Origin of the sequence: Sphingobacterium lactis, from assembly GCF_011046555.1 — a bacterium.
GTDB lineage: Bacteria > Bacteroidota > Bacteroidia > Sphingobacteriales > Sphingobacteriaceae > Sphingobacterium > Sphingobacterium lactis.
Genome location: NZ_CP049246.1, coordinates 1,630,406 through 1,656,285, shown reverse-complemented (window position 1 = coordinate 1,656,285; position 25,880 = coordinate 1,630,406). Strand labels below are relative to the sequence as shown.

Below are 25,880 nucleotides of genomic sequence, written 5' to 3'. Positions count from 1 at the left end.
CAGACTAATTGTGATCGTTAAAAATTTTTATTAATTCCTCCTTATCGTCAAAGTGATTTTTCACTCCTTGTATTTCCTGGTATTTCTCGTGTCCCTTTCCAGCTACCAAGATGACATCTCCTGGCTGTGCCAGATGGAATGCCGCACGGATGGCCTCTCTTCTGTCGGTAATGGAAAACACGTTCTTTTTCTTGTCCGCCGGCACGCCGACTTCCATTTCTTTGATGATCGTCGCTGGATCCTCTGAGCGCGGGTTGTCCGAAGTCAACACGACTTTGTCGCTCAATCGGGCAGCAACCTCCGCCATCTCGGGGCGTTTGGTCTTGTCACGGTCACCACCGCAACCCAACACCGTAAAGATCTGCTGACCTGCCTGGCGTAAGCCGTTGATGGTTTCCAGTACATTTTCAACCGCATCCGGCGTATGGGCGTAATCGACGATCGCTACGACACCCGTACTGGATTTCAAAGTCTCGAAACGACCTTCGGCACCGGTTATCTCGCTCAATGCGGTCAGGACCTTAACCGTTTCCTGCTCCAGCAAAATCGCTGCACCGAAAACCGCCAATAGGTTGTAGGCGTTGAAGTCGCCCACCAATTTCACCCAAACTTCCTGTCCGTCGATCTGCAGGAGCATACCATCAAAGTGGTTCTCCAGGATCTTAGCCTTAAAGTCTGCCATTTGGTGAAGGCCATAGGTTTTCTTGTGTGCAAAAGTATTCTGCAGCATCACCAACCCATTTTTATCATCGATATTGCTCAGCGCAAATGCAGAGCGATCTAAATCGTCAAAGAACTTTTTCTTCGCTTTGATATAATGTGCGAATGTTCCGTGGAAATCCAGGTGGTCATGGGTAATGTTGCTGAATATCCCGCCCACGAATCGCAAGCCTGCAATACGCTGCTGAACTACCGCATGGGAGCTGACCTCCATAAAGCAATAATCACAACCATCCTCGACCATTTCACGCAACAGTGCGTTCAGGGAAATGGGATCCGGCGTAGTATGCGTTGCTTCCACTTTCCGGTCTCCGATCATATTCTGAACAGTGGATAGCAAACCCACATGGAAACCTAGTTTCTGAAAGAGGTTGAACAACAGTGTCGCAATGGTCGTTTTTCCATTGGTACCCGTTACACCCACCAATTTCAACTTCGCCGATGGATTGCCGTAAAAGTTGGATGCCATCACACCTAATGCATAGGCTGAATCGGCAACCACCACATACACCAACCCTTCATTGATTTCTGCCGGCAACTCCTCCACCACCAACACGGATGCTCCAAGTTCGATGGCTTTCCCCAAGTAGAGATGGCCATCGGTTTGGTGTCCACGTACGGCAACAAAGGCACTGCCCTGCTGTACTTTTCTTGAGTCCAAGCATAACGAGCTCACCTCTGTTTCCAGAGAACCACGGTAATCAGTTACCGGTATAGCATGTAGCAAGTCCTTCAATAACATATTATTTCAATTCTATGAGTACGTTCGTGCCGGGTCTCAAACGCTGACCCGCAGCTAACGATTGATTAATCACTTTTCCTTTACCATGGATGGTCGCTTTGAAACCTGCATTTTCCATCGCATAGATCGCATCCACCAAGCCCATACCTACGACGTTCGGCACAATACCTTCCTTAAATTCCGACACCGTAAATGCGGATGGTGTATGTTTTGAGGAATCTTTCCCCGAATCCACAACCGTATTCCAGTTTACGGATTGAATGCCCAGCATCTGGTATACCTTCGCTGTCGCATCCTTGGAACCCTGTAAGGTATAAGGCACTTTCGCACCGGTGAAATTTACCTTACGCTTGTCAAATGTCTTATGCAGCGAAAGGTCATTCGCATAGACCATGTCTGCAAGCTCCCGGAATACCGGTCCTGCAACCGATCCACCGTAATATCCATTCCTTGGGTTACGGATCACGACGATCATCGAATACTTCGGATTATCTGCCGGGAAATATCCCGCAAATGAGGACTGGTATCTGCGTGCTCCGTATCCTTTTGCACCGTCCGCCATTTGCGCCGTACCGGTCTTACCCGCTGAAGTGTACAATGGACTGGTCAGGCGTTTACCTGTACCTTCCACCATTACGCCCTTCATCATGGCCTGCATCTTACGGATGGCATCTTCAGAAGCGATCTGTTTGTTGATCACGCGGGCGTCGAATTTCTTAACCGTTGTTCCCAAATGTTGTATTTCCTTTACGAACAATGGCGCCACCATTCTACCGTCATTTGCAACGGCATTGAATAGCGTCAATGTCTGTAGTGGTGTCAATTTCAATTCATAGCCATACGCCATCTGTACCAAGGATAACTTGCTCCAAGAGCGGCTATCAGGCATTTTGACCCATGGATTGGCTTCTCCAGGGATCTGAAGGCCCAATGGCTGGTTCATTCCCCACTCATGCAATCTGCCCGTAAATTTCTCCGGATTCTTACCGTAGTGCGTATTGATCATTTTCGCAACACCGACGTTGGAAGATTCCTCAAAGGCTTCTTTCACGGTTACCCTGGATTTCTTCGGCGCATGGGAGTCACGGATGGTATGACCCGGAACCTTATAAGTACCATTGCCGATATCAATTACAGTATTTGTATCCACAACACCATCATTCAACGCCACCAAATAGGAAGCTACTTTGAAGGTGGAACCTGGATCCGCACCCTGCGCAATCGCATAGTTGAATTTCTCGCGGTAAACGCCATCTGTATCTTTCGTGAAGTTGGCAATCGCACGCACTTCGCCGGTCTCGACTTCCATGAGGATCACACAACCATTATCGGCGTTACTCGTGATCAATTGTTTTTCCAAGGCACGTTGTGCCATATCCTGCATGTTTACATCAATGGTTGCGATGATATCCGATCCATCGGTTGGGGCAACTTCCACCTCCCTGTTTACCGGAATCCAAACACCCCCTGCGATACGCTGCATCAACTGCACACCGCTTTTCCCTTCGATGTAATCGCCATAAGCACCTTCAAGACCCACACGCACGGTGTCGCCTTTGGTATTCTTGTACCCGATGGTACGCGCTGCCAAGTTGGTGAAAGGCAGAATGCGCTTGTTCTCACGAACCGCGATCAATGAACTCGAGAAACGCTCCTTCTCTTCCTTAAAATTCCGAAGAAGAGGGAACGTCTTTAATACTTTCAATTGCTGATGGGACACATCGCGTTTGATCAGCATATAGCGCTGACCTTTGGCACGTGCCGCCTTCAGTTGGGTGAGGTATTGACGTGCCGATTTGTCACCGAAAAACTTCGACAACTTATTGGCCAAAGAATCCACCCGAGCATTGAATACATCATTGTGCTCGGATGGAATGGCCATCGCATCAAACCGTATTTCATATTCTGGCACCGAAGTAGCCAGTAAACTTCCATCATTGGAGTAGATATTTCCACGGGCCGCTTCGATCACGCGCTCACGGATGGTCAAGCTATCCGCGATCTGACGCCACTCATCCCCATCCACATATTGCAGATGCAAGAGCTTCCCGAAAACCAATAGCGCACCAAACACCATCAGGCCAAATGCCAGGTAAACCCGAATCAATATGGACTTTCTAATATTCATGTTTCGCTATCTACTATTTTACTTCTTTAACAATTTCTAACTTAATCGGCGGTTCGGTCCTTTCCTTCAGTCCCAATGTATCCGCCCGCTTGGCAATCTCTGTCTGCGTGGTCAACTTCATCAATTCCGCATTCAGCGACTTATAATCCCAACTCATCTCCTTCACTTCACGTCCCAGTTTATCGATCTTCCGAACCGTGTTTTCTGCCAAATGTCGGTTCGTGATATACAGCAACCCCAAGAAAGCAAGAAATGCCACAAACGGTAAGTTCTTGGCAACCAAATAGGAAGAGATTCTCTTCTGCGAAAAGATGTTCTTCAGGTAATTTTCCGTTTCCTCAACCTTCTCTTCAACCGCATCGGACATTTCCTCCTGAACTTCCTCACTCAGCTCTTTCTGCTTTATGGTATTTCTCTTTGCCATGTACCTGCTCTCTATTTTTTTTCCGCCACCCTCAACTTTGCACTGCGGGCTCTGTTATTCTGCTGCACTTCATCTGCCGTCGCCACGATCGCTTTTCTGCTGATCACGTGGAATGGCTTGATCTCGTTGCCGAAGAAATCTTTCTCCACTTCGCCCTTGAATTTCCCTTTGGCCATAAAATTCTTTACCAGACGGTCTTCCAAGGAATGGTAGGACATCACCACCAAACGCCCTTCAGGTTTTAGGACAGCCGCTGTCTGCTCCAAGAATTCCTGCAATGCCTCCAGCTCCTTATTCACCTCGATCCGTAGTGCCTGGAAAACCTGCGCGTGGTATTTATGCTCCTTCCCTTTCGGCACCAAACGTTTGATAACTTCCTTAAGTTCCGCTACGGTTTGGATCGGCCCGTTCAATCGGTTGGTGACAATCGTTTTCGCCAAGGATTTCGCGTTCTGAATCTCGCCGTACATACCGAATATGCGGTGAAGTTCCTCTTCTGCATAGGTATTCAAGACCTTCCGTGCATCCAGATCCGACACTTGGTCCATGCGCATATCCAAATCCGCATCGAAACGGATGGAAAACCCACGGTCCGCCGCGTCGAACTGATGTGAAGAAACCCCCAGATCCGCCAAAATCCCGTCCACCTGCTTCACACCTTCCAATCGCAAATAATTTTTCAAGAATCTAAAATTCTGGTGGATCAGCGTAAATCGCTCATCGGGCAGCGCATTCTTGATGGCATCCGGATCCTGATCAAAAGCGATCAGGCGACCTTCTGGCCCCAAATGCTTCAAAATCTCCTTTGAATGCCCTCCTCCACCGAAAGTGACGTCGACATAAATGCCGTTTGGTTTTATAGCTAGTGCATCAATGCATTCCTGCAACATGACAGGAACGTGGTAGCCGATTTCATTACTCATCTCCCAATCCTCCAAAATCAAATCCGCCCATAACTTCTTCTGCCAAGGATGCAAAATCCTCATCCGAATTACCCTCCATCAGATTTTCGTATTCAGCTTTCGCCCAAACCTCGATTTTATCGAATTGGCACTGCAGGAAAACATCCCCTTGAATATTCGCATATTCCAAAAGGGTTTTCGGTAACAGCACCCGACCGGCCGAGTCCAAGGTCAACTCTGTCGCACCACGCATAAACTGACGGATAAAGTTCCGGTTCTTCACGTTGTACTGGTTCAACTTGGATAGCTGAAGCATCTTCTTATTCCACTCTTCTTTCGTATAGATCACTAAATTCTTCTCAAAACCGCGGTTCACGACAAGCCCTTCCCGCTCTGCGTCAGGCAATTGCCTTTTGAGCGCAGCAGGAACCACCATTCTTCCCTTGGTGTCTAGCTTACAGTCGTATTCTCCGATTAATTGAATCATTTACTATACTTCTACGGTAATTTCAATGTAAAAGTATACACTTTCTCCCACAATCCCCCACTATGCCCCACAAAAAAGTTTTCCACATAGCCTATCCACTACAAAAATGCCCTCAAACGGCCTTAAAACGCACAATACGATTGAATCTCAATAAATTATCAATTGTAAAAGCGGAAAGAATTTTAACTAATATTGGTCTAAACCTCTTTGTTTTAAGCTGATAAATTCAGATTTGCTAGGTAGTGTGGGGCAAAGTGGTGGATCGGTAGCAAAATGGATGTCCCGGTGGGGCAAAGTGGAGGAAATGAATCAAAATTTCAGGTGCACATCACCTTCTGGTGGGATGCAGCTGTTCCATCGCTCCGTTTCCGGGAAATTAATGCAGCTCCCCTACATATATATTCTTTATTTTAATATAAATCAGATAATTTTGTGGGTCAATAAAAAAATTGAAGATATCATGCACAGAACACATACTTGTGGCGAATTAAGAATAACAGATCTTGGAAAAACAGTGACCCTGGCAGGATGGGTACAAAAATCACGTGATTTGGGTGGAATGACTTTCATCGATGTCCGTGATCGTTACGGCATTACACAACTTACCTTTAATAGTGAAGATGACGAAACCCTGCGCAGCCATGCCCGCGAATTGGGCAGAGAGTATGTCATTAAAGTAACCGGAACGGTGATCGAGCGTTCCAGCAAGAATGCCAAAATCCCAACGGGAGACATTGAAATCAAGGTTAGCAACCTGGAGATCCTGAATGAATCAAAATTGCCGCCATTCACCATTGAAGATGATACTGACGGCGGTGAAGATATCCGCATGAAATACCGTTACCTGGATATCCGCAGGAATCCGGTGAAGAACAGCCTATTGTTCCGTCACAAGGTAACACAAGAAGTTAGAAACTACCTTTCAGGTTTGGATTTCTGTGAAATCGAAACACCTTATTTAATAAAGTCCACCCCTGAGGGTGCGCGTGACTTTGTGGTTCCATCCCGCATGAACCCAGGTCAATTCTATGCCCTTCCGCAATCGCCACAGACCTTCAAGCAATTGTTGATGGTTGGTGGCATGGACAAATACTTCCAGATCGTGAAGTGTTTCCGTGATGAGGACCTTCGTGCCGATAGGCAACCGGAATTCACGCAGATCGACTGTGAGATGTCCTTCGTGGAGCAGGAAGATATCCTGAATGTTTTTGAAGGCATGACCCGTCATCTCTTGAAAACTATCCACGGTATTGATGTGGAGCAATTTCCACGCATGACCTTTGAAGAGGCTATGCGTACCTACGGAAATGACAAACCAGATATCCGTTTCGGCATGAAGTTCGGTGAGCTGAATGCCGTGGCGCAACACAAGGAATTCGCCATCTTCAACAACGCTGAACTTGTCGTTGGGATCGCCGTTCCTGGAGCAGCATCTTATACACGTAAGCAGATCGATGAGCTGACCGAATGGGTAAAACGCCCGCAGGTGGGTGCATCGGGTATGGTGTATGTCAAATGTGAAGCTGACGGCAGCTTCAAGTCTTCGGTGGATAAATTCTACGATCAGGAAGACCTTGCGAAGTGGGCAGAAGCCACAGGTGCCAGCGCCGGTGATTTGATCTTGATCCTTTCGGGACCTGCGAATAAAACACGCGCACAACTAAGTGCATTGCGCATGGAGCTGGGTAATCGCTTAGGCTTGCGCAAGCCGGATGAATTCGCACCATTGTGGGTGATCGACTTCCCGCTCTTGGAATGGGATGAGGACACGGAGAGATTCCACGCGATGCACCACCCTTTCACTTCACCGAAGATCGAGGATATGCCTTTATTGGATACGGATCCGGGTAAGGTTCGCGCCAATGCCTATGACTTGGTGTTGAACGGAAATGAGATTGGTGGCGGTTCCATCCGTATTCACGACAAGGATATGCAAGCCTTGATGTTCAAGCACCTTGGCTTTACACCAGAACAGGCGCAGGAGCAGTTTGGCTTCCTTATGAACGCCTTCCAGTATGGTGCCCCTCCACACGGTGGCTTGGCATTCGGTCTGGATCGCTTGACGGCAATCCTTGGCGGACAGGAAACCATCCGAGACTTTATCGCATTCCCGAAGAACAATTCCGGACGCGACGTGATGATCGATGCCCCAGCAACGGTGGCCAAAGAGCAATTGGACGAATTGAGCATCAGCCTTATCGCCCCAAAAAACTAGCATACAACATTTTCAACATATCCAAAATGGGATGCTGGAGGCAGCATCCCATTTTTTTTGCGAGAATAAAGGGTATATTTATCAACTTTTTAAATGTATTCCACATTTTCAAGCATTAACCAGATAATTTTTTATCTTTAAAATGGTTAAAATCCCGATCAACTTATATTTTTGCAATTAGCTTTACAACATCCCTATGGCACAGACAGTAGCAGATAAATTCTTGAAGGACAGTGCGACAAAATCTTTCGATTTAAATCACCGACAAATTATCAATAACAACATTGATAAATATGACGTTGCTTTCGAAAAGGGAAAGAGTAAGTTCTTTGATTTGGAAAATAGTAAGATCAAGGCCAACTTGGTCAAATGGAAGACCATTGAATACCTGGACAAGTACCTGTTGGATTTCGAAGCGAACTTCACGGCCAACGGCGGAAAAGTGATCTGGGCCAATGATGCCGAAGAGGCACGTCAGGAAATCTGGAAGATTATGGAACAGCGCCAGGCGAAGAGCATCGTGAAGTCCAAATCCATGGCTACCGAAGAGATCGACCTGAACCACTTCCTGGAAGGCAAGAACATCGAGACCATCGAAAGTGATCTTGGAGAATTCATCATCCAGCTGCTGAACCATAAGCCCTACCATTTCGTAACACCGGCAATGCACTTGAGCTTGGAGGAAATCGCCAAACTATTTCATGAGAAGTTTGATACGCCGTTGGAAGCGACGGCTGAGGAGCTTACCATGAAGGCGCGCGAAATCCTGCGCGATAAATACACCAGTGCAGATATCGGTATCACCGGAGCAAACTTCCTGTTGGCGGATACCGGCAGCATTGCCATTACGGAAAATGAAGGGAATGCGCGTTTGACGACCACTTTTCCTAAGGTGCACATCGCTGTCGTTGGGATCGAAAAGGTATTGCCCAGTCAGAACGATTTGGATCTATTCTGGCCACTCCTGGCCAGCCATGGTACAGGTCAGAACCTGACCGTTTACAATACCATCCTATCAGGACCCCGGAAAAACACAGAATATGACGGACCGGAAGAGATGTATGTTATCCTCTTGGATAACGGCCGTACGAAAGTGCTGGAGCAGAAGGACCAACGTCAGGGACTATACTGCATCCGCTGTGGGGCATGCTTGAACGTCTGCCCTATTTACCAGAATATTGGCGGGCATACATACGAAACCACCTACCAAGGTCCGATCGGTTCCCTGATTTCCCCACACCTCAACGGCATGAAGGAATTCAAGCACCTCAGCTATGCATCCTCCCTATGTGGGAAATGTACGGAAGTGTGCCCGGTAGGCATCGACATCCAGAAAATGCTCCTTTTGAACCGCCGCGATGCCGTTCAGCAGGATATAGTTTCCGGTGTTGAGAAAAAGGGATGGGGGCTCTTCACATGGGCCATTCAGAAAAGAAAGGTCATCGACTTCTTCGGTGGCAAGACCAAGAATTTCTTTGTCCGAAATTTCTTCAAGAAGGCTTGGGGCAGCCAACGTGAACTTCCCAAAATTGCGGATAAGTCATTCGCCCAACAATGGAAAGAAAAACAGAAAAATGATAAATAAGATTCTTTCGGAATCAATAAATAAAAAAAGCAAACCCGCTGGGGTTTGCTTTTTTACTATGAACCTTAAACAACTATTTACTATTCTCTTTATCAAAACTATCGGTCTTCACCAAAGATGATGCGTTTTCCGCCATGCGAATAAATTCTGCTCGATAACCTTCGTCATCAGTTCCCTTCGAATGCTTTGCACGGGCAACAAGCCGATCAAAATTTGCATCTTGCTTATACTCGGAGTTGCGGATCAACATACCAAATTCAGCCACTGCTGTCGCAAAGCGAAAGTCTTCGGAAGCAGCATCGATGGATTTGGCCTGATTGCCCACTACGATCTGCTGCAATTTGCTCTTATCTGATTCCGGATCCTTATACCGAAATTTCACGGTTGCCAACTCGCCGTTCTTAGCGCCTACCGGCGCCTTATCGTTCTGCTGATATTTCAGCGGATCCACCGTACCGACAACCCCACTCTTTACGCCTACCGGTACAATTTCATAAATGGCCGTTACGGTATGACCGACACCCATATCACCGCCCAGTTTCGCGTCATTATTGAAATCCTCAGCTTCCAACAGACGGTTCTCGTAGCCTACAAGCCGATAAGCCTGCACATAGGCTGGGTTAAACTCGACCTGTATTTTTACGTCCTTGGCTACGGTAAACAAGGTACCACCAAATTCGTTAACCATGGCTTTACGCGCTTCGGAGATGTTGTCGATATAGGCATAGTTTCCATGGCCTTTATTGGCCAATAGCTCCATTTTACTATCCTTCAGATTACCCATACCGTATCCGAGCACGGTCAGGTGAACACCACTTTCACGCTCCTTGCTGATCAAATCTTCCATGGCATCATCGGAGGAGGCGCCGACATTGAAATCCCCATCGGAGGCCAAAATAATTCTGTTGTTGCCGCCTTTGATAAAGTTCTGTTTGGCGATCTGGTATGCTTTTTTGATTCCTGCACCGCCCGCGGTGGAACCACCGGCCTCCAATTCATCGATCGCTTCTTTTATTTTCATCTTTTGGCTCCCTTTCGTACTTTCCAACTTCACACCGGCCGACCCTGCATACGTGACGATAGCGACGCGATCTTCATCGCGCAACTGATCCACCAATAATTTCAAGGAGGATTTTACCAAGGGCAGTCGGTTATGGCCGAACATGGAACCGGATACATCGATCAGGAACACAAGATTCGATGCCGGCAGGTTGGCCTTCGGAATATCCTTTGCTTTTAGCGCGATGCGCATCAACTGATGTGCTTTATTCCACGGCGAAGTAGCCAATTCTGTATAGATCTTCACAGGATCACCATTGGTTGGCGGTGCGAGGTTGTATTGGAAATAGTTGATCATTTCCTCTACACGTACCGCATCCTTGGGCGGCATTTCTCCAGCATTGATCATCCTGCGGACATTGCTGTAGGATGCACCATCCACATCGGCCGCAAAGGTCGAGAGGGCCTCCTTCAGCGGCGATATAAAACCATTTTCATCAAAGCCTTTGTAACTCTCTGAAACAGGTTGTCTCGGCATGCCGACTCTACTCCTGGACAGGGTGACACCTGCAGCCATCACCTCCATTTTGTGTGGGCTGCGCACGGCAACTTCATCCAAAAGCATGGCTTCGGGTTGCATCCGTACATCGATTCGTTGCTGTTTCTTGACTGTCTTGGTTACAGCCTTATAGCCTAGGTAAGTAAATACCAATACATCCCCTTCGGATGCCTTGATCTGATACTCGCCATTTTGATCCGAATTCGTGGTTGCCTTCGTCTGCTGTACCTGTACCGCAACGCCAGCAAGCGGGGTGCCATTGGTTGATTCTGTAATCTTTCCACTGATCAACCTTTCCTGTGCCATCCCCTTACCGCCCAGGGTAAGCAAGAAGACCATAAGTATCCATATCTTGTTCATGATTCGTAGATTTTTGCAAAGGGATGCACGAAAAATCAAATTTCCATAAATGAGAAAAAAAAATTATTTTCCCTTCAGCAAATGAGCACAAAAACCTTGTCCAAACAGAAGAAATTGGCCGATGAAGATCTGCTGTCCCGCTATCTGGAAGATGGAGATCTGAGCTATCTTGGCGAACTTTTCCAACGGCACAGTGAGATGGTCTATTATGTTTGTCTACGCTATTTCAAGGAAACTGAGCGCAGCAAGGATGCCGTCATGCATATCTTCGAAGAGCTCATCGACAAGGTTAAAAAGCAAGAAATCAAAGACTTCCCACGCTGGCTATATGTCGTCAGCAAGAACCACAGCTTGATGGCCTTGCGGTCCAACAAGAATCAAAAAGAAATTGTTACAGATAATTTTGTGGAATTTTCCGTCAACCTGCATCCGGAGGAAAACTATCAGGAAAAGGAGGAACAGTTGTTGCAATTGGAACGTTGTCTGGATACCTTGATCGACAAGCAGAAAACCAGTATCAAGCTCTTCTTTATCGAGCAGAAATGTTACAAGGAGGTGGTGGAGCTGACCGGTTTCAGCATGAACGATGTCAAAAGTTACATCCAAAATGGCAAGCGGAATTTAAAGAACTGTATGGAAAGGAATGGCCATGAATAAGCATTTTGATATAGCATATTTACGTCAATACGTGAACGGCGAATTATCTTCGACCGAAATGTATGCTATTGAGAAAGCTTCCCATGAGGACGAGCAGCTCATGGACATAATCATGGGCCTGGAGGCGGAGAAAGAGCTGCAGGATCCGTTGGAAGCTTCGGAATTGCACGCCGCTATCTATGAACGGACCCACCCTACTCCCGTTCGATCCCTACGCTACTATAAAACATTGTCCATTGCTGCTTCCCTGCTTTTGGTCTTGGGTATCGGTACGATTTGGTACCTCAATAGCAGACAGGATCCGACCGAAACGGCTGTCGAGGCCATCGCCATGGATCAACAGGAAGCTCCAACAGATACGACACTGAACACCATCCAACTGGACAGCAGTTACCTGCAACCTGAGGAGAATCCTATCATTGCCATGGCGAGCCCGGAGGAATCCGCCGGTGATCATCAAGATCGATTATCGAGAAGCAGTCGATCGGCAGCAAAAACTTCCAGGGGCGAGCACATCGATGAAATCGTATCGGCCAATCAAGATATATTCCTGCGGGAAATTCCAAAGGCAGACTCCGCGGGTTTCCAAGATTCGCATGACCAATTGGCGGATGCAAGCGCTGGAGTGGCCAAGCAATCGCAATCCTCGGTCATTCAGATCCGCGGAAAACGGACTAAGGCGGCAGCATCCGCGTATGCGCCAATGGCTTCTTCCATCGAGATGAGCCCGTCGCCGGATACCAAGCGGTTTGCCACCGGTATTGTGCTGGATGAATCATCCGGCAGACCCTTGGCCAACGTCACGGTAAAAGATGTCAAGACTAATTCCATTGCCATTACGGACTCGTCCGGACAGTACGTGATGCCCCTAACTTCCGACAACCAGACACTGGAATTGATGACCTTGGGCTACGAAAAACAAAGATTGACGGCGAGCAACAACAAGATTACCCACATGAAACCGGAGTTCGAATACCTGCAGGAAGTGGCGGTCAGCAGGGCTAACCGAAATGCGAAAATCAAATCCGAACCCCTCATCGGATGGGTAGCCTATAAAAAGTACATCACCGACAATACCTACCAGACGCTATTGGGAAATGGCAACGTAACGTTGGTATTCGATATCTCCAACTTCGGGAGACCGATTGACATCCGTATCAAGAAATCCTCCAATCCGGCGCTGAACCAACGCGCCCAGCAGATCATCCAAAATGGTCCCGACTGGAGAAAAGGTAACGACGGCAAGAAAATCGAAGTGAGAATGGAGTTCAAGCAGTAGGCTTGGAGATGTGAGCTACACCGTCATTCTTGCCAACGGGGCAATATCCTGCGGCACATAGTCTTGGATAAGATGCTTTTGATAACCGGCAATTGCAATCATTGCGGCATTATCGGTGCAATATTCAAACTTTGGAATAAATACGTTCCACTTATATTTCTCGCCCATTTCCAGCAATCCCTTACGCAGTCCGGAGTTGGCGGATACACCACCGGCGATTGCGATATCTTTGACACCGGTTTCCTTTGCTGCCTTCTTCAGTTTGTTCAGGAGAATGAATACGATGCGATCTTGCACCGAGGCGCAGAGGTCATCCATGCGTTCATCGAGGAAATTTGGATTTTTCTTGATTTCGTCCTGTACCAGATAGAGAATGGCTGTTTTTAAACCCGAGAAGCTGAAGTTCAAGTCAGCAATCTGCGGTTCTGGCAGTTTAAAAGCTTTTGGATCGCCATTTTGGGCATGTTTATCAATCAATGGCCCTCCAGGGTATGGGAGGTTCAGGATTTTTGCTGTCTTATCGAACGCTTCGCCTGCGGCATCATCCAAGGTTTCACCCAACAGCTCCATCTCGAAATAGTCCTTGACCAACACAATCTGGGTATGTCCTCCGGAAACCGTCAAACAGAGAAATGGAAAATTAGGCTTTGGATCGTCGATAAAATGGGCCAGAATATGGGCCTGCATGTGGTTGACTTCGATCAACGGTTTATTCATCGCCAAGGCGAAAGACTTCGCAAATGAAGTACCTACCAATAAAGCACCTAAAAGTCCGGGACCGCGTGTAAAAGCTACTGCATCTATCTCATTTTTGTTTATTTTAGCAGCAGCAATTGCTTGGTCTACCGTAGGAATAATATTTTGCTGATGTGCTCTTGACGCCAACTCGGGAACAACACCCCCATATTTAGCGTGAATTGCTTGACTTGCAATAATATTTGACTTAATTTCGCCGTCTATACAGATAGAGGCCGAAGTTTCATCGCACGAAGATTCTATTCCTAGAATTATGGCCATTTTGAGAGAAGTATTAAAATTTAATTTACAAAAGTATCAAAAAAATACTTAAAATAACGTTGATTAGCTTGCTCAGCATGTTGGCCCTGCTGTGCATTTTGATATTCTCTTTACAATTCTCATCAGTCCAGACCCTATTGACCAAACAGGCGGCAAGATATATCTCCAAACAGTTGGGTGGCAAGGTTGAAATTGGCAGTATCTACTTCAAGCCCTTCTCCGCACTCAGCCTACGTGAATTCAAACTCTCGGATCCAAACGGCGTCGAGATCCTCTCTGCGCGGAAATTGGATGCCGACCTCGTACTGACGGAATTCTTTCAGAACAAGGTTGTCATCGAACAGATCACCCTAGAACAGGCATACGTCGATTTCCAGGTCTATAAGGACAGTTCCAACATCAAATTCCTAATCGATTACTTCCGTCCCAAGAAAAAGGAAGACCAACCCAGCAAGAAGAAAATGGAGCTGCGCTTGGATGCGCTGAAATTGGTGGACAACCATATCAAGATCCTCAACCATACCCAAAAGCACCACAGCCGCGGTATTGATTTTTCGGATATTGAGCTGACCGCCCTATCGGGTGAATTCAGCAAGATCGACTACGATTCCACAGCGCTACGGACAAGCATCAAAAGCTTGCGCTTTCGCGAAAAATCAGGATTCCACCTGAAAGAATTGAGTGCAAATACCCGCATTGCGAAAAAAGAAATGGAATTTAAAGATCTCCATATCTTGACGAACAATTCTACGGTGGGAAACTATCTGAAATTTAGTTACACCGATTTCGGGGCTTTCAGTGATTTCGTAAAGAAAGTGCAGATGCAAGCCAGTATGCAGGATGTCTTCGTGGACTCTCGGGATATCGAATATTTTGCTCCGGACATGAAATTCGTAAAATTCAAGGCCCAAGCCCATAGCGGGGAGGTGTCCGGAACGGTGGCCAACATGGTTGTACGCAATGCTGCTATCGAAACAGGCCAGGAAACATCGTTAATGGGCGACTTCACCATCAAGGGACTGCCCAATATCAATAAAACAATCTTTGATTTTAAGGCGCGGGAACTCCGTACCTCTGCTAACGATGTAGAAATGCTTGTCCCGCAATTGGCGAATCGCAAAGACTTTTCGCTTCCTGAGCAACTCCATAAATTAGGAACCATTCATTTTCAGGGAAGTTTACAGGGGCTGTACAATCTGTTCGATGTGGATGGAAAATTCGAAACCCAATTGGGTGACCTGACCACCACATCTAAAATAGACATCCAACAAGGCATAGCCTATTCAGGTGTGGCCAGATCGAAGGAATTCCAGATTGGCGAGCTCCTGAACAATACCTCTTTTCGCAATACGGCGTTCGACCTGGATTTCGATGGCCGCAACCTAGTGCTCCAAGATCTGAAACTGAGCCTCATCGGTAACCTTCGGAATTTCTATTTCAGCAACTATCAATACGACAGTATTGCTGTAGATGCCGTGCTGCAGGATCAGCAGATAGATGCCCAGGGTCAGATCAGCGACCCCAACATCCGTCTTGACTATCTCGCGACCGTAAATCTACAAGGTTCGCAGAGCACCTACGAGGTCGACGCACAGATTGAAAAGGTCAACCTGAAGCGCATGGGCTTCGTCAATCAGGATAGCATCCTGATCTACAATTCCACGATCAGCACACGACTGGCAGGCAACAACCTGAACAACCTGACGGGGGATCTGCTTGCCGATCAGATTTCCATGGAAACCAGCAAGGGAAATTTCATAATCGATGACCTCTATTTTGCGGCGGAGGGTAACCAAACAGACCGCTTCCTGACACTCAAATCCAATGTACTGGATGCCGAGATGCGCGGTATAATCGACCTCAATACCATTGTTCCCTACTTCAAGGCGTTGGCAATGCGCTATGCGCCGGCCATTGGTTTGGACATCGAACCGTATAATCCGCAGCTTTTCGACCTCAAACTGGATATCAAATCCTTTGAGCCTTTATCGGCGTTCCTAGACCCTACCCTTACGTTGGAGGACGGCGCCAACTTGGAAGCACATTTCTCTTCCGAAGATTACACCGCGGCATTCAAGGCTTTCAGCCCATTCGTCAAATACCAGGGCATTAACCTAGAGAACCTTTCCATTGAGGAAATGGCCGACGAAAATGCCTTTACGCTGAACCTAAAGGCCGATAGGCTGCTGCTCAGCGATAGCGTATTCGTGAATAACATTGAGATCAACAACATCCTTGCCCAGGACAGTTTATTGTTCACCATCAAAGGAGCCGAAGAAACCGACCTGAACCACTTGCGGTTAGGTGGTAACATCCACTTTGCACACAATAAACCGGCATACATCAAGTTCAATGAATCAACCATTGTCGTGAACGATGAACCATGGTCCTTTAATACGGATGCAGAAATGCGCGTATCCAAAGGGAAATTTTACCTGAACAAACTGATCGCATCACAGGGCAATCAACAGGTAGAATTCAATGGTGTTTTGTCCAATGAGGACGACAAGTTGGATGTCAGGTTCAGTCGATTCAATCTACACTCCATCGAGTCGGTCACAAAACCTATGGGCATCCATCTGGATGGAGAACTGAACGGAAATATCGAGATCCATTCCATCTTTAAGAAACCCTACCTTTCGGCGAATGTCCATACGACCCCACTGGTCTATAATCAGATTCCGATTGGGCAGCTGGTGCTGTTGGCGGACTTCGATCCAGAGACCAAGATGGCGAATCTGGACTTCCAATTGTTGGACGACATGAAGCGTGGACTTACCCTGCAAGGGACCTATCGCCTGGAATCAGCAAATCAATCCATCAATCTCAAGGGAAAACTCAACCAAATGGAGCTGATCCTTTTGCAGCCTTTCGTACGGTCCTTGGCATCTGACCTGACCGGAAAGATGGATGCCGATCTGGAAATCGGGGGTACGTTGGGCAATCCGCAGATCAATGGCTTGGCAAAAATCGAAACGGCGTCCTTCAATGTCAACTACCTGAAAACATCCTACAGCTTGAACAATCAATCCGTGCTCTTGGATAAGAACACCATCATGTTGAACAACCTGACCTTTGCAGATAGCAAAGGCAATCAGGCTGTCGCGGGTGGGCTGGTAGACCTATCGAAGTTGAGCAACCCGTATATTGACGTAGAAGTTGCTTCCAATAATGTAATGATCCTCAACACGACCTACAAGGACAACAACCTCTATTACGGAACAGCCTACGCTACGGGGACCTATAAGTTCAAGGGGCTGACTTCGGCAATCGACATCAACATCAAAGCGCGTTCGGAAGATAACACGTCCATCACCATCCCTTTCAATACGGCGATGACGGTTTCGGAGAGTGATTTCATCTACTTCGTGAGCCAAGATTCGAGCGAGAATAAAAAGAATGAATCCCGTTATTTCTTCAAGGGGATGACTATGAATATGGACTTGGAGCTGACCCCGAGTGCCGAGGTCAATCTGCAAACGGATATCGGTTCCCTGAAAGGTAACGGATCAGGAGAGATCAGTTTGAAGATTTCGAGTCTCGGGGACTTCGAGATGTTCGGCGATTATTCGATTAATTCGGGTAAATTCCACTTTACGGCACAGGATTTCATCAACAAATACTTCGACATCAAGCAGGGCGGTACGATCCGATGGACCGGTGCCCCTGCTGGAGCAACCGTCAACATGACCGCCGTCTACCAACAGCGGACCTCTATAACGGATCTGTATAATGCTGCAGGACGTGCCGGGCAGAACGAACGCGTGCTGGCGCAGGCGGACATGATCATTAAAGGGACACTCAGCCAACCGGATGTCTCCTTTGACCTGAATTTCCCGCAGACACCGTACGTGAAGGATGAATTGCAATCTTACCTCAGCGACGCCAACAACGTCAACCAGCAAGCCCTGAGCTTGATCATTCGCCGCAGCTTTACCGCCAATTCCACAAATGAGTTTGGCCGTGAGGTGAACAATACCCTGCTATCTGCAGGAACGGAAATCGCCTTCAACCAGTTGAATAACATCCTAGCGCAATCGCTCAATATCAATTTCTTAGATTTTAACATCCGCTCGCTGAATGATGCTTCGGCATCGGTCCGATTCTTCAACGACCGCTTGGTGCTGACCGGGGGAATTGTGGATCGCAGGAACATTCAAACAACCGACCTTACCTTCTTCTCGAATCAGGTCGCCACCGATGCGGAATTGACCTATAAAATCCGCCGGGATGGAAGCTTAATGTTCCGCGCCTACAACCGGTTGAACACTCGGAACATCCTGTTCACTCCTACGGATGATTACATCAATGCTTTGGGCTTGGTTTACCGAACGGAGTTCAATACCCTCGGCGAGTTCTGGAAAAAGATGTGGACCTGGAAACCGAAAAAGGACAGCCTATTGGTCCTGCCATCCATCCAACAGGATACGGTCAAGAAAGTGGATCAACCCCGTTAATCCGTATACCGTTCTACCAACGCCTTCCATTCCTCTACTAAGCTTCCCGTAAATTCCGGTTGTTTCGCCCGATTATACCAATACCGCGCGTTCCACAAGTCACCTTCTACCCGATGCAGGTACGCATGGATATGGGCGGAAACACGATCATCCAGTTGATCGATAAGGTCATGCGCTTCTTTCCATTGGCCTTTGCCATCATACCATAGGGCTTTTGCCTGCACCGGCCAATTCGCATCCGGTCCAGGTTCATTTAGGGTCTTTTCAAAGTCTGCTGCTGTCATGATTTTAAGATACCAAAAATAAAGGGACAAAAAAACCGCATCGGGATGGATGCGGTTCATAATCTTATTTAAACTTGCTTGCCAAGGCTGCTAGCTTAGCCGCCATATCGGTTTCTGGCGCCTTTTCCTGACGCCGGTCAGCACGCTTATCCGCATGCTTCCGTGGCGCTTTCTCTTCTGTTTTCATGGTCAGGCCGATACGGTTTCTCTTTTCATCGATCTCCGTCACGGTCACCATAACCTGTTGCTGCACCTTCACCACCTCGTGCGGATCGGATACATAGTGGTTTGCCAATTGACTCAGGTGCACCAATCCATCCTGATGGACGCCGATATCCACAAAGGCACCGAAGTTCGTAATATTGGTTACGATGCCCGGCAACTTCATGCCTACCTTCAAGTCGCCAATGGCGTTGACACCTTCCGTAAAGGAAAAGGCCTCAAACTTATCGCGTGGATCCAAGCCTGGTTTAGCCAATTCCAGCAAAATATCGTTCAGCGTCGGTAAGCCGACTTCCTCACTGATGTATTTCTTAAGGTCCACTTGCTTGCGTACCTGTTCATCTTTCATGAGCTCTTGGATGGAAACGCCCAAATCCTTGGCCATCTTTTCCACGAGTGCATAACGCTCCGGGTGAACCGCAGAGGAATCCAAAGGATGCTCGGCGTTCCGAATCCGCAAGAATCCTGCTGCCTGCTCGAATGCTTTGTCACCTAGTCGCGGTACCTTCTTCAATTCGCGGCGGGAGCTGAACGGACCATTCTCCTTGCGGTAATTCACGATCTGCTGCGCCAAGGCAGGTCCCAAACCGGAAATGTAGGATAAGATCTGTTTCGATGCCGTATTTAACTCTACTCCTACCGAGTTCACACAGGACATCACGGTATCGTCCAGGGCCGATTGCAATTTGTTCTGATCCACATCGTGCTGATACTGGCCAACGCCGATGGACTTCGGATCAATCTTTACCAGTTCCGCCAATGGATCCATCAATCGGCGACCGATCGAAACGGCACCCCGAACGGTGACATCGTGATCCGGAAATTCCTCACGGGCAACCGGAGATGCCGAATAGATGGAAGCACCACTTTCATTGACCATCACGATAGTAGCTTTTGGTAGATTCAGCTTCCGCACAAAATCTTCTGTTTCGCGACCTGCTGTACCATTTCCAATAGCAATGGCCTCAATGGCATACGTGTCCACCAAATTGCGTACGATGCGTTCCGCTTCTGCTGCGCCACCCGCTCCATTATGCGGGAAGATCGCCGTATTCTCCAACAAATTGCCCTGCGCATCGAGCACAACGGTCTTACAGCCTGTCCGGAACCCCGGGTCAATGGCCAACAGGCGCTTTTGGCCTAACGGTGCCGCCAGCAACAACTGGCGAACGTTATCCGCAAAAACCTTAATGGCTTCTTCATCCGCTTTCTGACGGGTCAGCACGCGGACTTCCGTTTCCATGGAAGGTTTCAGCAAGCGCTTATAGCTGTCCTGCAAGGCTAGGGAAACCTGGTCACTTGCGGCATTGCTTCCTTTTATATATTGCTTTTCGATACCCGGCAGCACCTCTCCCTCAGCCACATCGATATCCAAATAAAGCAGTTCTTCTTTCTCCCCACGGCGCATCGCTAGCACACGGTGCGAGGGTGCATCCTTCAGGTTTTCCGACCATTCGAAATAATCTTTGTACTTCAAAGCTGCTTCTTCCTTTCCAGGTACCACGCGGGATACGAACTGCCCCTTGTTCAGGATTGTTTTCCGGGCATGTGCGCGGACATTGGCATCTTCAGCGATCTGTTCGGCGATGATGTCACGGGCTCCGGCTAAGGCTTCCTCACTGCTATTTACGGACAGATCCGCATTGATGAAAGTTTCCGCTAAGGCTTCCACATCCATCTTCTCCTGGTTCAACAGTTGGTCGGCCAACCCTTGGAGTCCTTTTTCCCGTGCAACAGACGCACGCGTCTTCCGCTTCGGTTTGAAGGGCAGGTAAATATCCTCCAGTGCGGACATGGTTTCGGCAGTTTTCACCTGCAGCTCAAGCTCCGGTGTCAGTTTGCCTTGGTCACCAATGGATTTCAGCACCGCTTCCTTGCGCTTGTCGAGTTCCCGCAATTGTTGCATGCGGTCCCTGATGGCGGTAATCTGGACCTCGTCCAGGCTTCCTGTCAATTCCTTACGGTATCGCGCGATAAAAGGAACCGTAGCGCCTTCATCCAATAGCGACATCGTGGTGTGCACTTGCTTCTCGCTAATCGATAGTTCTTTCGATACGATAATCTCGTGGGTTGTCATCATAAAAATCAATGGAAAAATAAAGCTGTTGAAGAAATTCAACAGCTTGTACGTATAGAATTCTTAATTGTTTTAAGCTTGTCTTGTAGGGTTTTCCTTTTCAGGATTTTCGATTTCAGAAGCAGGTTCATCTTTCGGGAAATCATCTGGTGTCGTGTTCGAGTCTGCAGGTGCTGCAGTCGTTGCAAAGTTATCGTTATAGCCGTAGCTGTAGTAATCGTCAGCTGTCGGTGTTGTATACGGTTTATGCTCGTAGGTGCCGGCAGGTGCCGTAAATTGTGGAGTTTTCCTTTCCGGTTTTTCCGGGTTCTCCCCTTCCTCAGTTGTTGCCAACGGTTGGTCCAGCTCGGTCTGCACCTCCGCAACGGTGTTCGTAGGTTCAGGTTCTTTCTCGATATCGGCCTTTACGGTATCAACTTCTTTCTCAAAGTTGTTGATCTGGTCAGAGATCTCCCTTTTTATTCCCTCCGAAGCATCTTTAAATTCACGGATTCCACGTCCTAACCCTCGCGCCAATTCCGGTAATTTCTTACCCCCAAACAATAATAATGCGACCAGAACGATCAACATCATCTCTTGGGTTCCAATGTTCAAAAACGCTAAATTCATCTCTCTCTTTAAATTTGATAATAGGCTAAGGTAAGTCTATTATTTTTTTTCATCAATATTTTCGTGTAAATAATTAGAAACAAAAAGTTAATATCCACATGATTTTCCATGCCTGTTTTTAATCGTACCTTTGTGGGCTAAATTGAAATTTTATATGCTACCACGCTTCAAGTCCAACAAGATGTATTACCTGAGCACGATGGCACTGGCTGGTCCGGTGGTTATTTCACAGCTCGGCCATACCTTGGTACAAACTGCCGATACGATGATTGTAGGTCACTTTGCCGGAACGATTTCCCTGGCGGCGGTTTCCTTGGTCCATTCGGTGTTTATGGTGGTGTTGGTGATCGGCTTGGGCATTGCATATGGATTGACGCCATTGATTGCACAGGAAAATGGCAGGCATAACCTGCCCGAATGTGCCAAGTTGCTCTCCAATAGTTTCTGGTTGAATATCATATCCGGTATTCTCCTCTTCCTGTTCGTCTACTTCGGATCCATGTGGGCCATGCAACATGCGGACCAGGACCCCCAGGTCGTGGAAACCGCAAAGCCATATCTACTGATCTTGAGCATTTCCATCGTTCCATTGATGACCTTCAACACCTTCAAGCAATTTGCCGAGGGGTTGGGCTACACCAAGCAGGCAATGAACATTACCATTTGGGGGAATGTGCTCAATGTGATCCTGGCGATAATTCTGGTAAAGGGCATGTTCGGCATCAAGCCTATGGGTGTCAGTGGTGTGGGTATCGCTACGCTGGTGGATCGGATCTTGATGATGATCGTGATGGCCTGGTATGTATTGAAGTCCAAGAATTTCAAGCGCTACATCGATCATTTCTCGGTGAAGTTCATCGATGTGGTGCGGATGAAGAAGATTCTGAAGATCGGTGCGCCGGTTGCCATGCAGTATGTGTTTGAGATCGGCGCCTTTGCTGCGGCTGCCCTGATTGCAGGGAAGATCGGTGCCATCGAACAGGCTTCCCACCAGACGGCCATTACCCTGGCGGCCATGACATACATGATGGCCAGTGGGATTGCCTCCGCAGCAACCATCAAGGTGGGGAATGCGTATGGTACAAAAAACCTGTTCAGGCTCCAGAAATTTGCCACCGTATCCTACCATTTGGTTTTGGTGTTCATGATCATCTGCGCCATTATATTCGCTGTATTCAATCAATATCTGCCCTACATCATCACGAAGGATACCACAGTGGTGGCCATGGCATCGCAGCTACTGATCATTGCCGGTATGTTCCAGTTGTTCGATGGCACGCAGGTTGTCGGATTGGGAACGCTGCGGGGCATGGGCGATGTCAATATCCCTACCTTTATAACCTTCTTTGCCTATTGGGTCGTTGGGATTCCTGTGGCATACCTGCTTGGAATTGTCCTGGATATCGGTGTACAGGGAATCTGGTATGGGTTGACATTGGGTCTATTGACATCGTCGGTGTTACTGTATTTGCGGTATCGGTATATGATCAAAAAGAAATTGGTGCGTGGGTAATCGAGAGCGAGGCCGCAGGCCCAATACGTTTAAACGGCAGGTTGGGGAAAGATTAAAATAAGTGGCAGGGGTCCATCGCATGCCTTGAGCACAAGTGATCCACTACACAGGGCCACCCGCACAACACTTGCGCTAGCGTGGTTTTAATAAAGGGTCTTTTGGGGTTGATAATAGCACGCCTAGCAACCCCGAAGGGGTGTAACTATTTTAGAAATACCGCTACAAACGTAAAAGCATGAAAGTCCAGGATTTCGGTTTGCTTTAGCAAATCGAAATCCTGGACTTTCATGCATTTTTATAGCTTTTAAATTTACACCCCTCTGAGGTTTTATGCCTTTCTCGGAATGGTGCTAAAATAGTTACACCTCTAACGAGGTTGTATGGTGGGTAATACAATAAATTCACATTAGGTTTTGATACGATATAGGGAATCCAGGAGCTGGCCATTTACCTCATTGCGAAATTAATTGTAACGAAGGTTGTATAGCGAGTATTTATCCAAAGGCACAAGAGATCCAACACACAATCCTACCGCACAACTCTTGCGCCAGCGTGGCGGACTTGAAAAAAAAATGCTAATGTCACAAATCCACCACCAAAAATTACCCGATCTGCATCATTCCAAACACACCCACGACCAAACCTACGCTATAAGCGTTTAAACCACAATTTTACATCAGCTCCAAAAAAACTCATTAAACACTAGAATTCAACACTTTACAATATTTTTACTAATAAAAGCACCGAATTTAATGCTGGACCTTGTCTGACATGAGAGCGTGGTGAGAGCGTACTGAGAGCGAGGTGATAGCGTGTCTATAGCACGTATGCAGCACGTATGGAATACGCTTGCACCACGGACGCAACTCAGACAAGGTATAGCCATTCAGAAGCATGTTCATCACGGGATTACCTTATGAAATCGGAAATAAACAGACCGATACATTGCCAATACCGAACAGCGAGAGCGTGTAGGGAATTTGACTTTCTCAAGAAATAAATGGAAATAATGAAGAATTGGCAAAATTGATGATTTGCCCAATTTTTAGCGGTTGATTTCTTTAAATATAGGCAATTGCTTTGTGCCTTTAGCTGTCTTAAGCGTTTAATGTAAAATAAAATGGCGACCGCATGGGTCGCCATCTTGTATGTCTATGCGCAAGCGCGCTGTTTATACGATCGACTAGCAGTCAATTACAGCACCGTATCGACATCCCACTGCTCCAGGTAATCAGCTACCTTACGGATAAACTGCCCTCCCAGTGCTCCATCGATCACGCGGTGATCGTAGGACATGGAGATATACATCATATGGCGTACAGCAATCACATCACCGAATTCCGTTTCCAGAACCGCAGGTTTTTTCTTGATCGTGCCGACAGCCAAGATCGCTGCTTGAGGCTGGTTGATGATCGGCATACCGAAGATATTGCCGAACGCACCGATATTGGTCATCGTAAAGGTACCGCCCTGGGTATCGTCCGGTTTCAATTTATTGTTCCGTGCGCGGTTCGCCAGATCATTTACCGATCTGGAGATCCCCGTTAGGCTCAATTGATCTACATTCTTGATGACAGGAACAATCAGGTTTCCGGAAGGTAGGGCCGTTGCCATACCGATATTGATATTTTTCTTGCGGATGATGTTATAACCGTCCACCGAAACATTGATCATCGGGAAATCCTTGATGGCTTTGGCAATCGCCTGGATAATCAACGGGGTGAATGTGATGTTTTCGCCCTCTGCTTTTTTGTAGCCATCCTTCACTTTATTGCGCCAGTTCACCAAATTGGTCACATCGGCTTCCACCACCGAGAATACATGCGGCGATGTTTTCACGCTGTTGACCATGTGGTCAGCGATCAAACGGCGCATTCTATCCATTTCGATGATTTCATCATCGCCGGATGCGCGAACGATCTGCACAGGTTGTGTATTCTGTGCTGGCTGTTCAGTCGCTTTTGGAGCTTGTACCGATGCAGCAGCTTGTTCCTGCTGCGGTTGCACGGCGCTAGGTGCCGGTGTCCCGGAAGGTTTCCCCTGCAGGTAGTTCAGCACATCCTGCTTGGTGACACGACCTTCAGCTCCCGTTCCCTCAATGGCATCCAATTGCTGCTGGGAAATCCCCTCTTGCTGTGCAATATTGCGGATCAATGGGGAATAGAAACGGATTCCCGAATGCGCTTCCTGTGATCCGGAATGAGTATCCTGATGATTGGATTCCACTTCCGTTCTGTTATGTTGTATCTGGTCCATACCGGGAATTTCTTCCTCCTGCATGGTTTCCGATATATCTTGCTCTTCTACACGTTCCTCCTGAACCGGTGCGGATTCTTCCTGTACCGCAGGGGCCTGGTCATCCCCTTCCGGACCGTCCGTTTCAATCAGGGCAATAACATCGCCCACCTGAACGACTTGGTTCTCTTCAACAAGTCGCTCCTTCAGTACTCCAGCAACTGGGGAAGGAACTTCAGAATCAACCTTATCCGTGGCGATCTCTACTACCGCATCGTCCTCATCTATTTTATCTCCGACCTGCTTTACCCATTTGGTCACGGTAGCTTCAGAAACACTCTCGCCCATCTTAGGTAAAAATAGTTTATATATTGCCATCTATAATTATTTGGATTGTTAGAATACTAAG

At 47.5% G+C, this 25,880-nt stretch carries 17 protein-coding genes; 6 read left to right on the top strand and 11 right to left on the bottom strand.

Features of this window, described 5'->3' with window-relative positions:
- Positions 1-4: 4 nt before the first annotated feature.
- Genes G6N79_RS07190 through mraZ form a run of 5 tightly spaced genes read right to left on the bottom strand, consistent with a single transcriptional unit; the run spans position 5 to position 5,403 of the window.
- Complete coding sequence (locus G6N79_RS07190) at positions 5-1,462, bottom strand: UDP-N-acetylmuramoyl-L-alanyl-D-glutamate--2,6-diaminopimelate ligase (protein WP_103906994.1); 1,458 nt, start codon at positions 1,460-1,462, stop codon at positions 5-7.
- A 1-nt stretch (position 1,463) separates the two neighbouring features.
- On the bottom strand, positions 1,464-3,590 hold the full coding sequence (locus G6N79_RS07185) for a penicillin-binding protein (protein ID WP_103906993.1): 2,127 nt from the start codon (positions 3,588-3,590) through the stop codon (positions 1,464-1,466).
- A 13-nt stretch (positions 3,591-3,603) separates the two neighbouring features.
- Positions 3,604-4,014 (bottom strand): FtsL-like putative cell division protein, encoded by a 411-nt coding sequence (locus G6N79_RS07180; RefSeq protein ID WP_103906992.1) that lies wholly within the window; start codon positions 4,012-4,014, stop codon positions 3,604-3,606.
- Between the two features lie 11 nt (positions 4,015-4,025).
- A complete protein-coding gene (rsmH, locus tag G6N79_RS07175; protein WP_103906991.1) occupies positions 4,026-4,937 on the bottom strand; it encodes a 16S rRNA (cytosine(1402)-N(4))-methyltransferase RsmH in 912 nt (303 codons plus the stop codon).
- Positions 4,930-5,403, bottom strand: coding sequence for a division/cell wall cluster transcriptional repressor MraZ (gene mraZ / locus G6N79_RS07170; protein WP_103906990.1), 474 nt, complete (start codon positions 5,401-5,403; stop codon positions 4,930-4,932). Before mraZ ends, rsmH begins: the two co-directional genes overlap by 8 nt.
- A 460-nt stretch (positions 5,404-5,863) precedes the next feature.
- Between mraZ and aspS the strand changes: the two genes are divergently transcribed.
- Positions 5,864-7,618 carry an aspartate--tRNA ligase gene (gene aspS, locus G6N79_RS07165; protein WP_103907133.1) on the top strand — a complete coding sequence of 585 codons (1,755 nt, stop codon included), beginning with the start codon at positions 5,864-5,866 and terminating at the stop codon, positions 7,616-7,618.
- 196 nt (positions 7,619-7,814) lie between these two features.
- Positions 7,815-9,203: a LutB/LldF family L-lactate oxidation iron-sulfur protein gene (locus G6N79_RS07160; protein ID WP_103906989.1), complete on the top strand. Its 1,389-nt coding sequence runs from the start codon at positions 7,815-7,817 to the stop codon at positions 9,201-9,203.
- Between the two features lie 73 nt (positions 9,204-9,276).
- Here the strand turns inward: G6N79_RS07160 and G6N79_RS07155 are convergent, their stop codons facing one another.
- Positions 9,277-11,121, bottom strand: coding sequence for a vWA domain-containing protein (locus G6N79_RS07155; RefSeq protein ID WP_103906988.1), 1,845 nt, complete (start codon positions 11,119-11,121; stop codon positions 9,277-9,279).
- An 81-nt stretch (positions 11,122-11,202) separates the two neighbouring features.
- On the opposite strand from G6N79_RS07155, the gene G6N79_RS07150 reads away from it, so the two are divergent.
- Positions 11,203-11,778, top strand: coding sequence for an RNA polymerase sigma factor (locus tag G6N79_RS07150; protein ID WP_103906987.1), 576 nt, complete (start codon positions 11,203-11,205; stop codon positions 11,776-11,778).
- Positions 11,771-13,057 carry a carboxypeptidase-like regulatory domain-containing protein gene (locus G6N79_RS07145; RefSeq protein ID WP_160003770.1) on the top strand — a complete coding sequence of 429 codons (1,287 nt, stop codon included), beginning with the start codon at positions 11,771-11,773 and terminating at the stop codon, positions 13,055-13,057. The genes G6N79_RS07150 and G6N79_RS07145 overlap by 8 nt, the downstream gene beginning before the upstream one ends.
- Positions 13,058-13,072: 15 nt before the next feature.
- Here the strand turns inward: G6N79_RS07145 and tsaD are convergent, their stop codons facing one another.
- Positions 13,073-14,074, bottom strand: a complete 1,002-nt coding sequence (tsaD, locus tag G6N79_RS07140) for a tRNA (adenosine(37)-N6)-threonylcarbamoyltransferase complex transferase subunit TsaD (protein WP_103906985.1) — start codon at positions 14,072-14,074, stop codon at positions 13,073-13,075.
- 23 nt (positions 14,075-14,097) lie between these two features.
- Here tsaD and G6N79_RS07135 point away from each other — a divergent pair, with 23 nt between their 5' ends.
- Complete coding sequence (locus G6N79_RS07135) at positions 14,098-18,531, top strand: translocation/assembly module TamB domain-containing protein (RefSeq protein ID WP_455430872.1); 4,434 nt, start codon at positions 14,098-14,100, stop codon at positions 18,529-18,531.
- Here G6N79_RS07135 and G6N79_RS07130 read toward each other — a convergent pair.
- The 3 genes from G6N79_RS07130 to G6N79_RS17675 all read right to left on the bottom strand — a co-directional run bounded on the left by G6N79_RS07130 (position 18,528) and on the right by G6N79_RS17675 (position 21,723).
- Positions 18,528-18,815, bottom strand: a complete 288-nt coding sequence (locus G6N79_RS07130) for a hypothetical protein (protein ID WP_103907131.1) — start codon at positions 18,813-18,815, stop codon at positions 18,528-18,530. The genes G6N79_RS07135 and G6N79_RS07130 overlap by 4 nt on opposite strands.
- 64 nt (positions 18,816-18,879) lie before the next feature.
- Positions 18,880-21,114 carry a Tex family protein gene (locus G6N79_RS07125; RefSeq protein WP_103906984.1) on the bottom strand — a complete coding sequence of 745 codons (2,235 nt, stop codon included), beginning with the start codon at positions 21,112-21,114 and terminating at the stop codon, positions 18,880-18,882.
- Between the two features lie 72 nt (positions 21,115-21,186).
- Positions 21,187-21,723, bottom strand: a complete 537-nt coding sequence (locus tag G6N79_RS17675) for a Sec-independent protein translocase subunit TatA/TatB (RefSeq protein ID WP_103906983.1) — start codon at positions 21,721-21,723, stop codon at positions 21,187-21,189.
- A 154-nt stretch (positions 21,724-21,877) separates the two neighbouring features.
- Between G6N79_RS17675 and G6N79_RS07115 the strand changes: the two genes are divergently transcribed.
- On the top strand, positions 21,878-23,236 hold the full coding sequence (locus tag G6N79_RS07115; RefSeq protein ID WP_103906982.1) for an MATE family efflux transporter: 1,359 nt from the start codon (positions 21,878-21,880) through the stop codon (positions 23,234-23,236).
- Positions 23,237-24,430: 1,194 nt separating this feature from the next.
- On the opposite strand, the gene G6N79_RS07110 is transcribed toward G6N79_RS07115, so the two are convergent.
- The gene (locus G6N79_RS07110) at positions 24,431-25,849 is read right to left on the bottom strand and encodes a dihydrolipoamide acetyltransferase family protein (protein ID WP_103906981.1); all 1,419 of its coding nucleotides are present in this window, start codon (positions 25,847-25,849) and stop codon (positions 24,431-24,433) included.
- Between the last annotated feature and the right edge of the window lie 31 nt (positions 25,850-25,880).

Bases quoted from the DNA above. Each gene is read 5' to 3' on its own strand.
- G6N79_RS07160 (WP_103906989.1), top strand. From the start codon at position 7,815: ATGGCACAGACAGTAGCAGATAAATTCTTGAAGGACAGTGCGACAAAA.
- G6N79_RS07115 (WP_103906982.1), top strand. From the start codon at position 21,878: ATGCTACCACGCTTCAAGTCCAACAAGATGTATTACCTGAGCACGATG.
- G6N79_RS07110 (WP_103906981.1), bottom strand. From the start codon at position 25,849: ATGGCAATATATAAACTATTTTTACCTAAGATGGGCGAGAGTGTTTCT.
- mraZ (WP_103906990.1), bottom strand. From the start codon at position 5,403: ATGATTCAATTAATCGGAGAATACGACTGTAAGCTAGACACCAAGGGA.
- G6N79_RS07185 (WP_103906993.1), bottom strand. From the start codon at position 3,590: ATGAATATTAGAAAGTCCATATTGATTCGGGTTTACCTGGCATTTGGC.
- G6N79_RS07155 (WP_103906988.1), bottom strand. From the start codon at position 11,121: ATGAACAAGATATGGATACTTATGGTCTTCTTGCTTACCCTGGGCGGT.
- G6N79_RS17675 (WP_103906983.1), bottom strand. From the start codon at position 21,723: ATGAATTTAGCGTTTTTGAACATTGGAACCCAAGAGATGATGTTGATC.
- G6N79_RS07125 (WP_103906984.1), bottom strand. From the start codon at position 21,114: ATGACAACCCACGAGATTATCGTATCGAAAGAACTATCGATTAGCGAG.
- G6N79_RS07190 (WP_103906994.1), bottom strand. From the start codon at position 1,462: ATGTTATTGAAGGACTTGCTACATGCTATACCGGTAACTGATTACCGT.
- G6N79_RS07130 (WP_103907131.1), bottom strand. From the start codon at position 18,815: ATGACAGCAGCAGACTTTGAAAAGACCCTAAATGAACCTGGACCGGAT.
- G6N79_RS07150 (WP_103906987.1), top strand. From the start codon at position 11,203: ATGAGCACAAAAACCTTGTCCAAACAGAAGAAATTGGCCGATGAAGAT.
- G6N79_RS07145 (WP_160003770.1), top strand. From the start codon at position 11,771: ATGAATAAGCATTTTGATATAGCATATTTACGTCAATACGTGAACGGC.
- aspS (WP_103907133.1), top strand. From the start codon at position 5,864: ATGCACAGAACACATACTTGTGGCGAATTAAGAATAACAGATCTTGGA.
- rsmH (WP_103906991.1), bottom strand. From the start codon at position 4,937: ATGAGTAATGAAATCGGCTACCACGTTCCTGTCATGTTGCAGGAATGC.
- tsaD (WP_103906985.1), bottom strand. From the start codon at position 14,074: ATGGCCATAATTCTAGGAATAGAATCTTCGTGCGATGAAACTTCGGCC.
- G6N79_RS07180 (WP_103906992.1), bottom strand. From the start codon at position 4,014: ATGGCAAAGAGAAATACCATAAAGCAGAAAGAGCTGAGTGAGGAAGTT.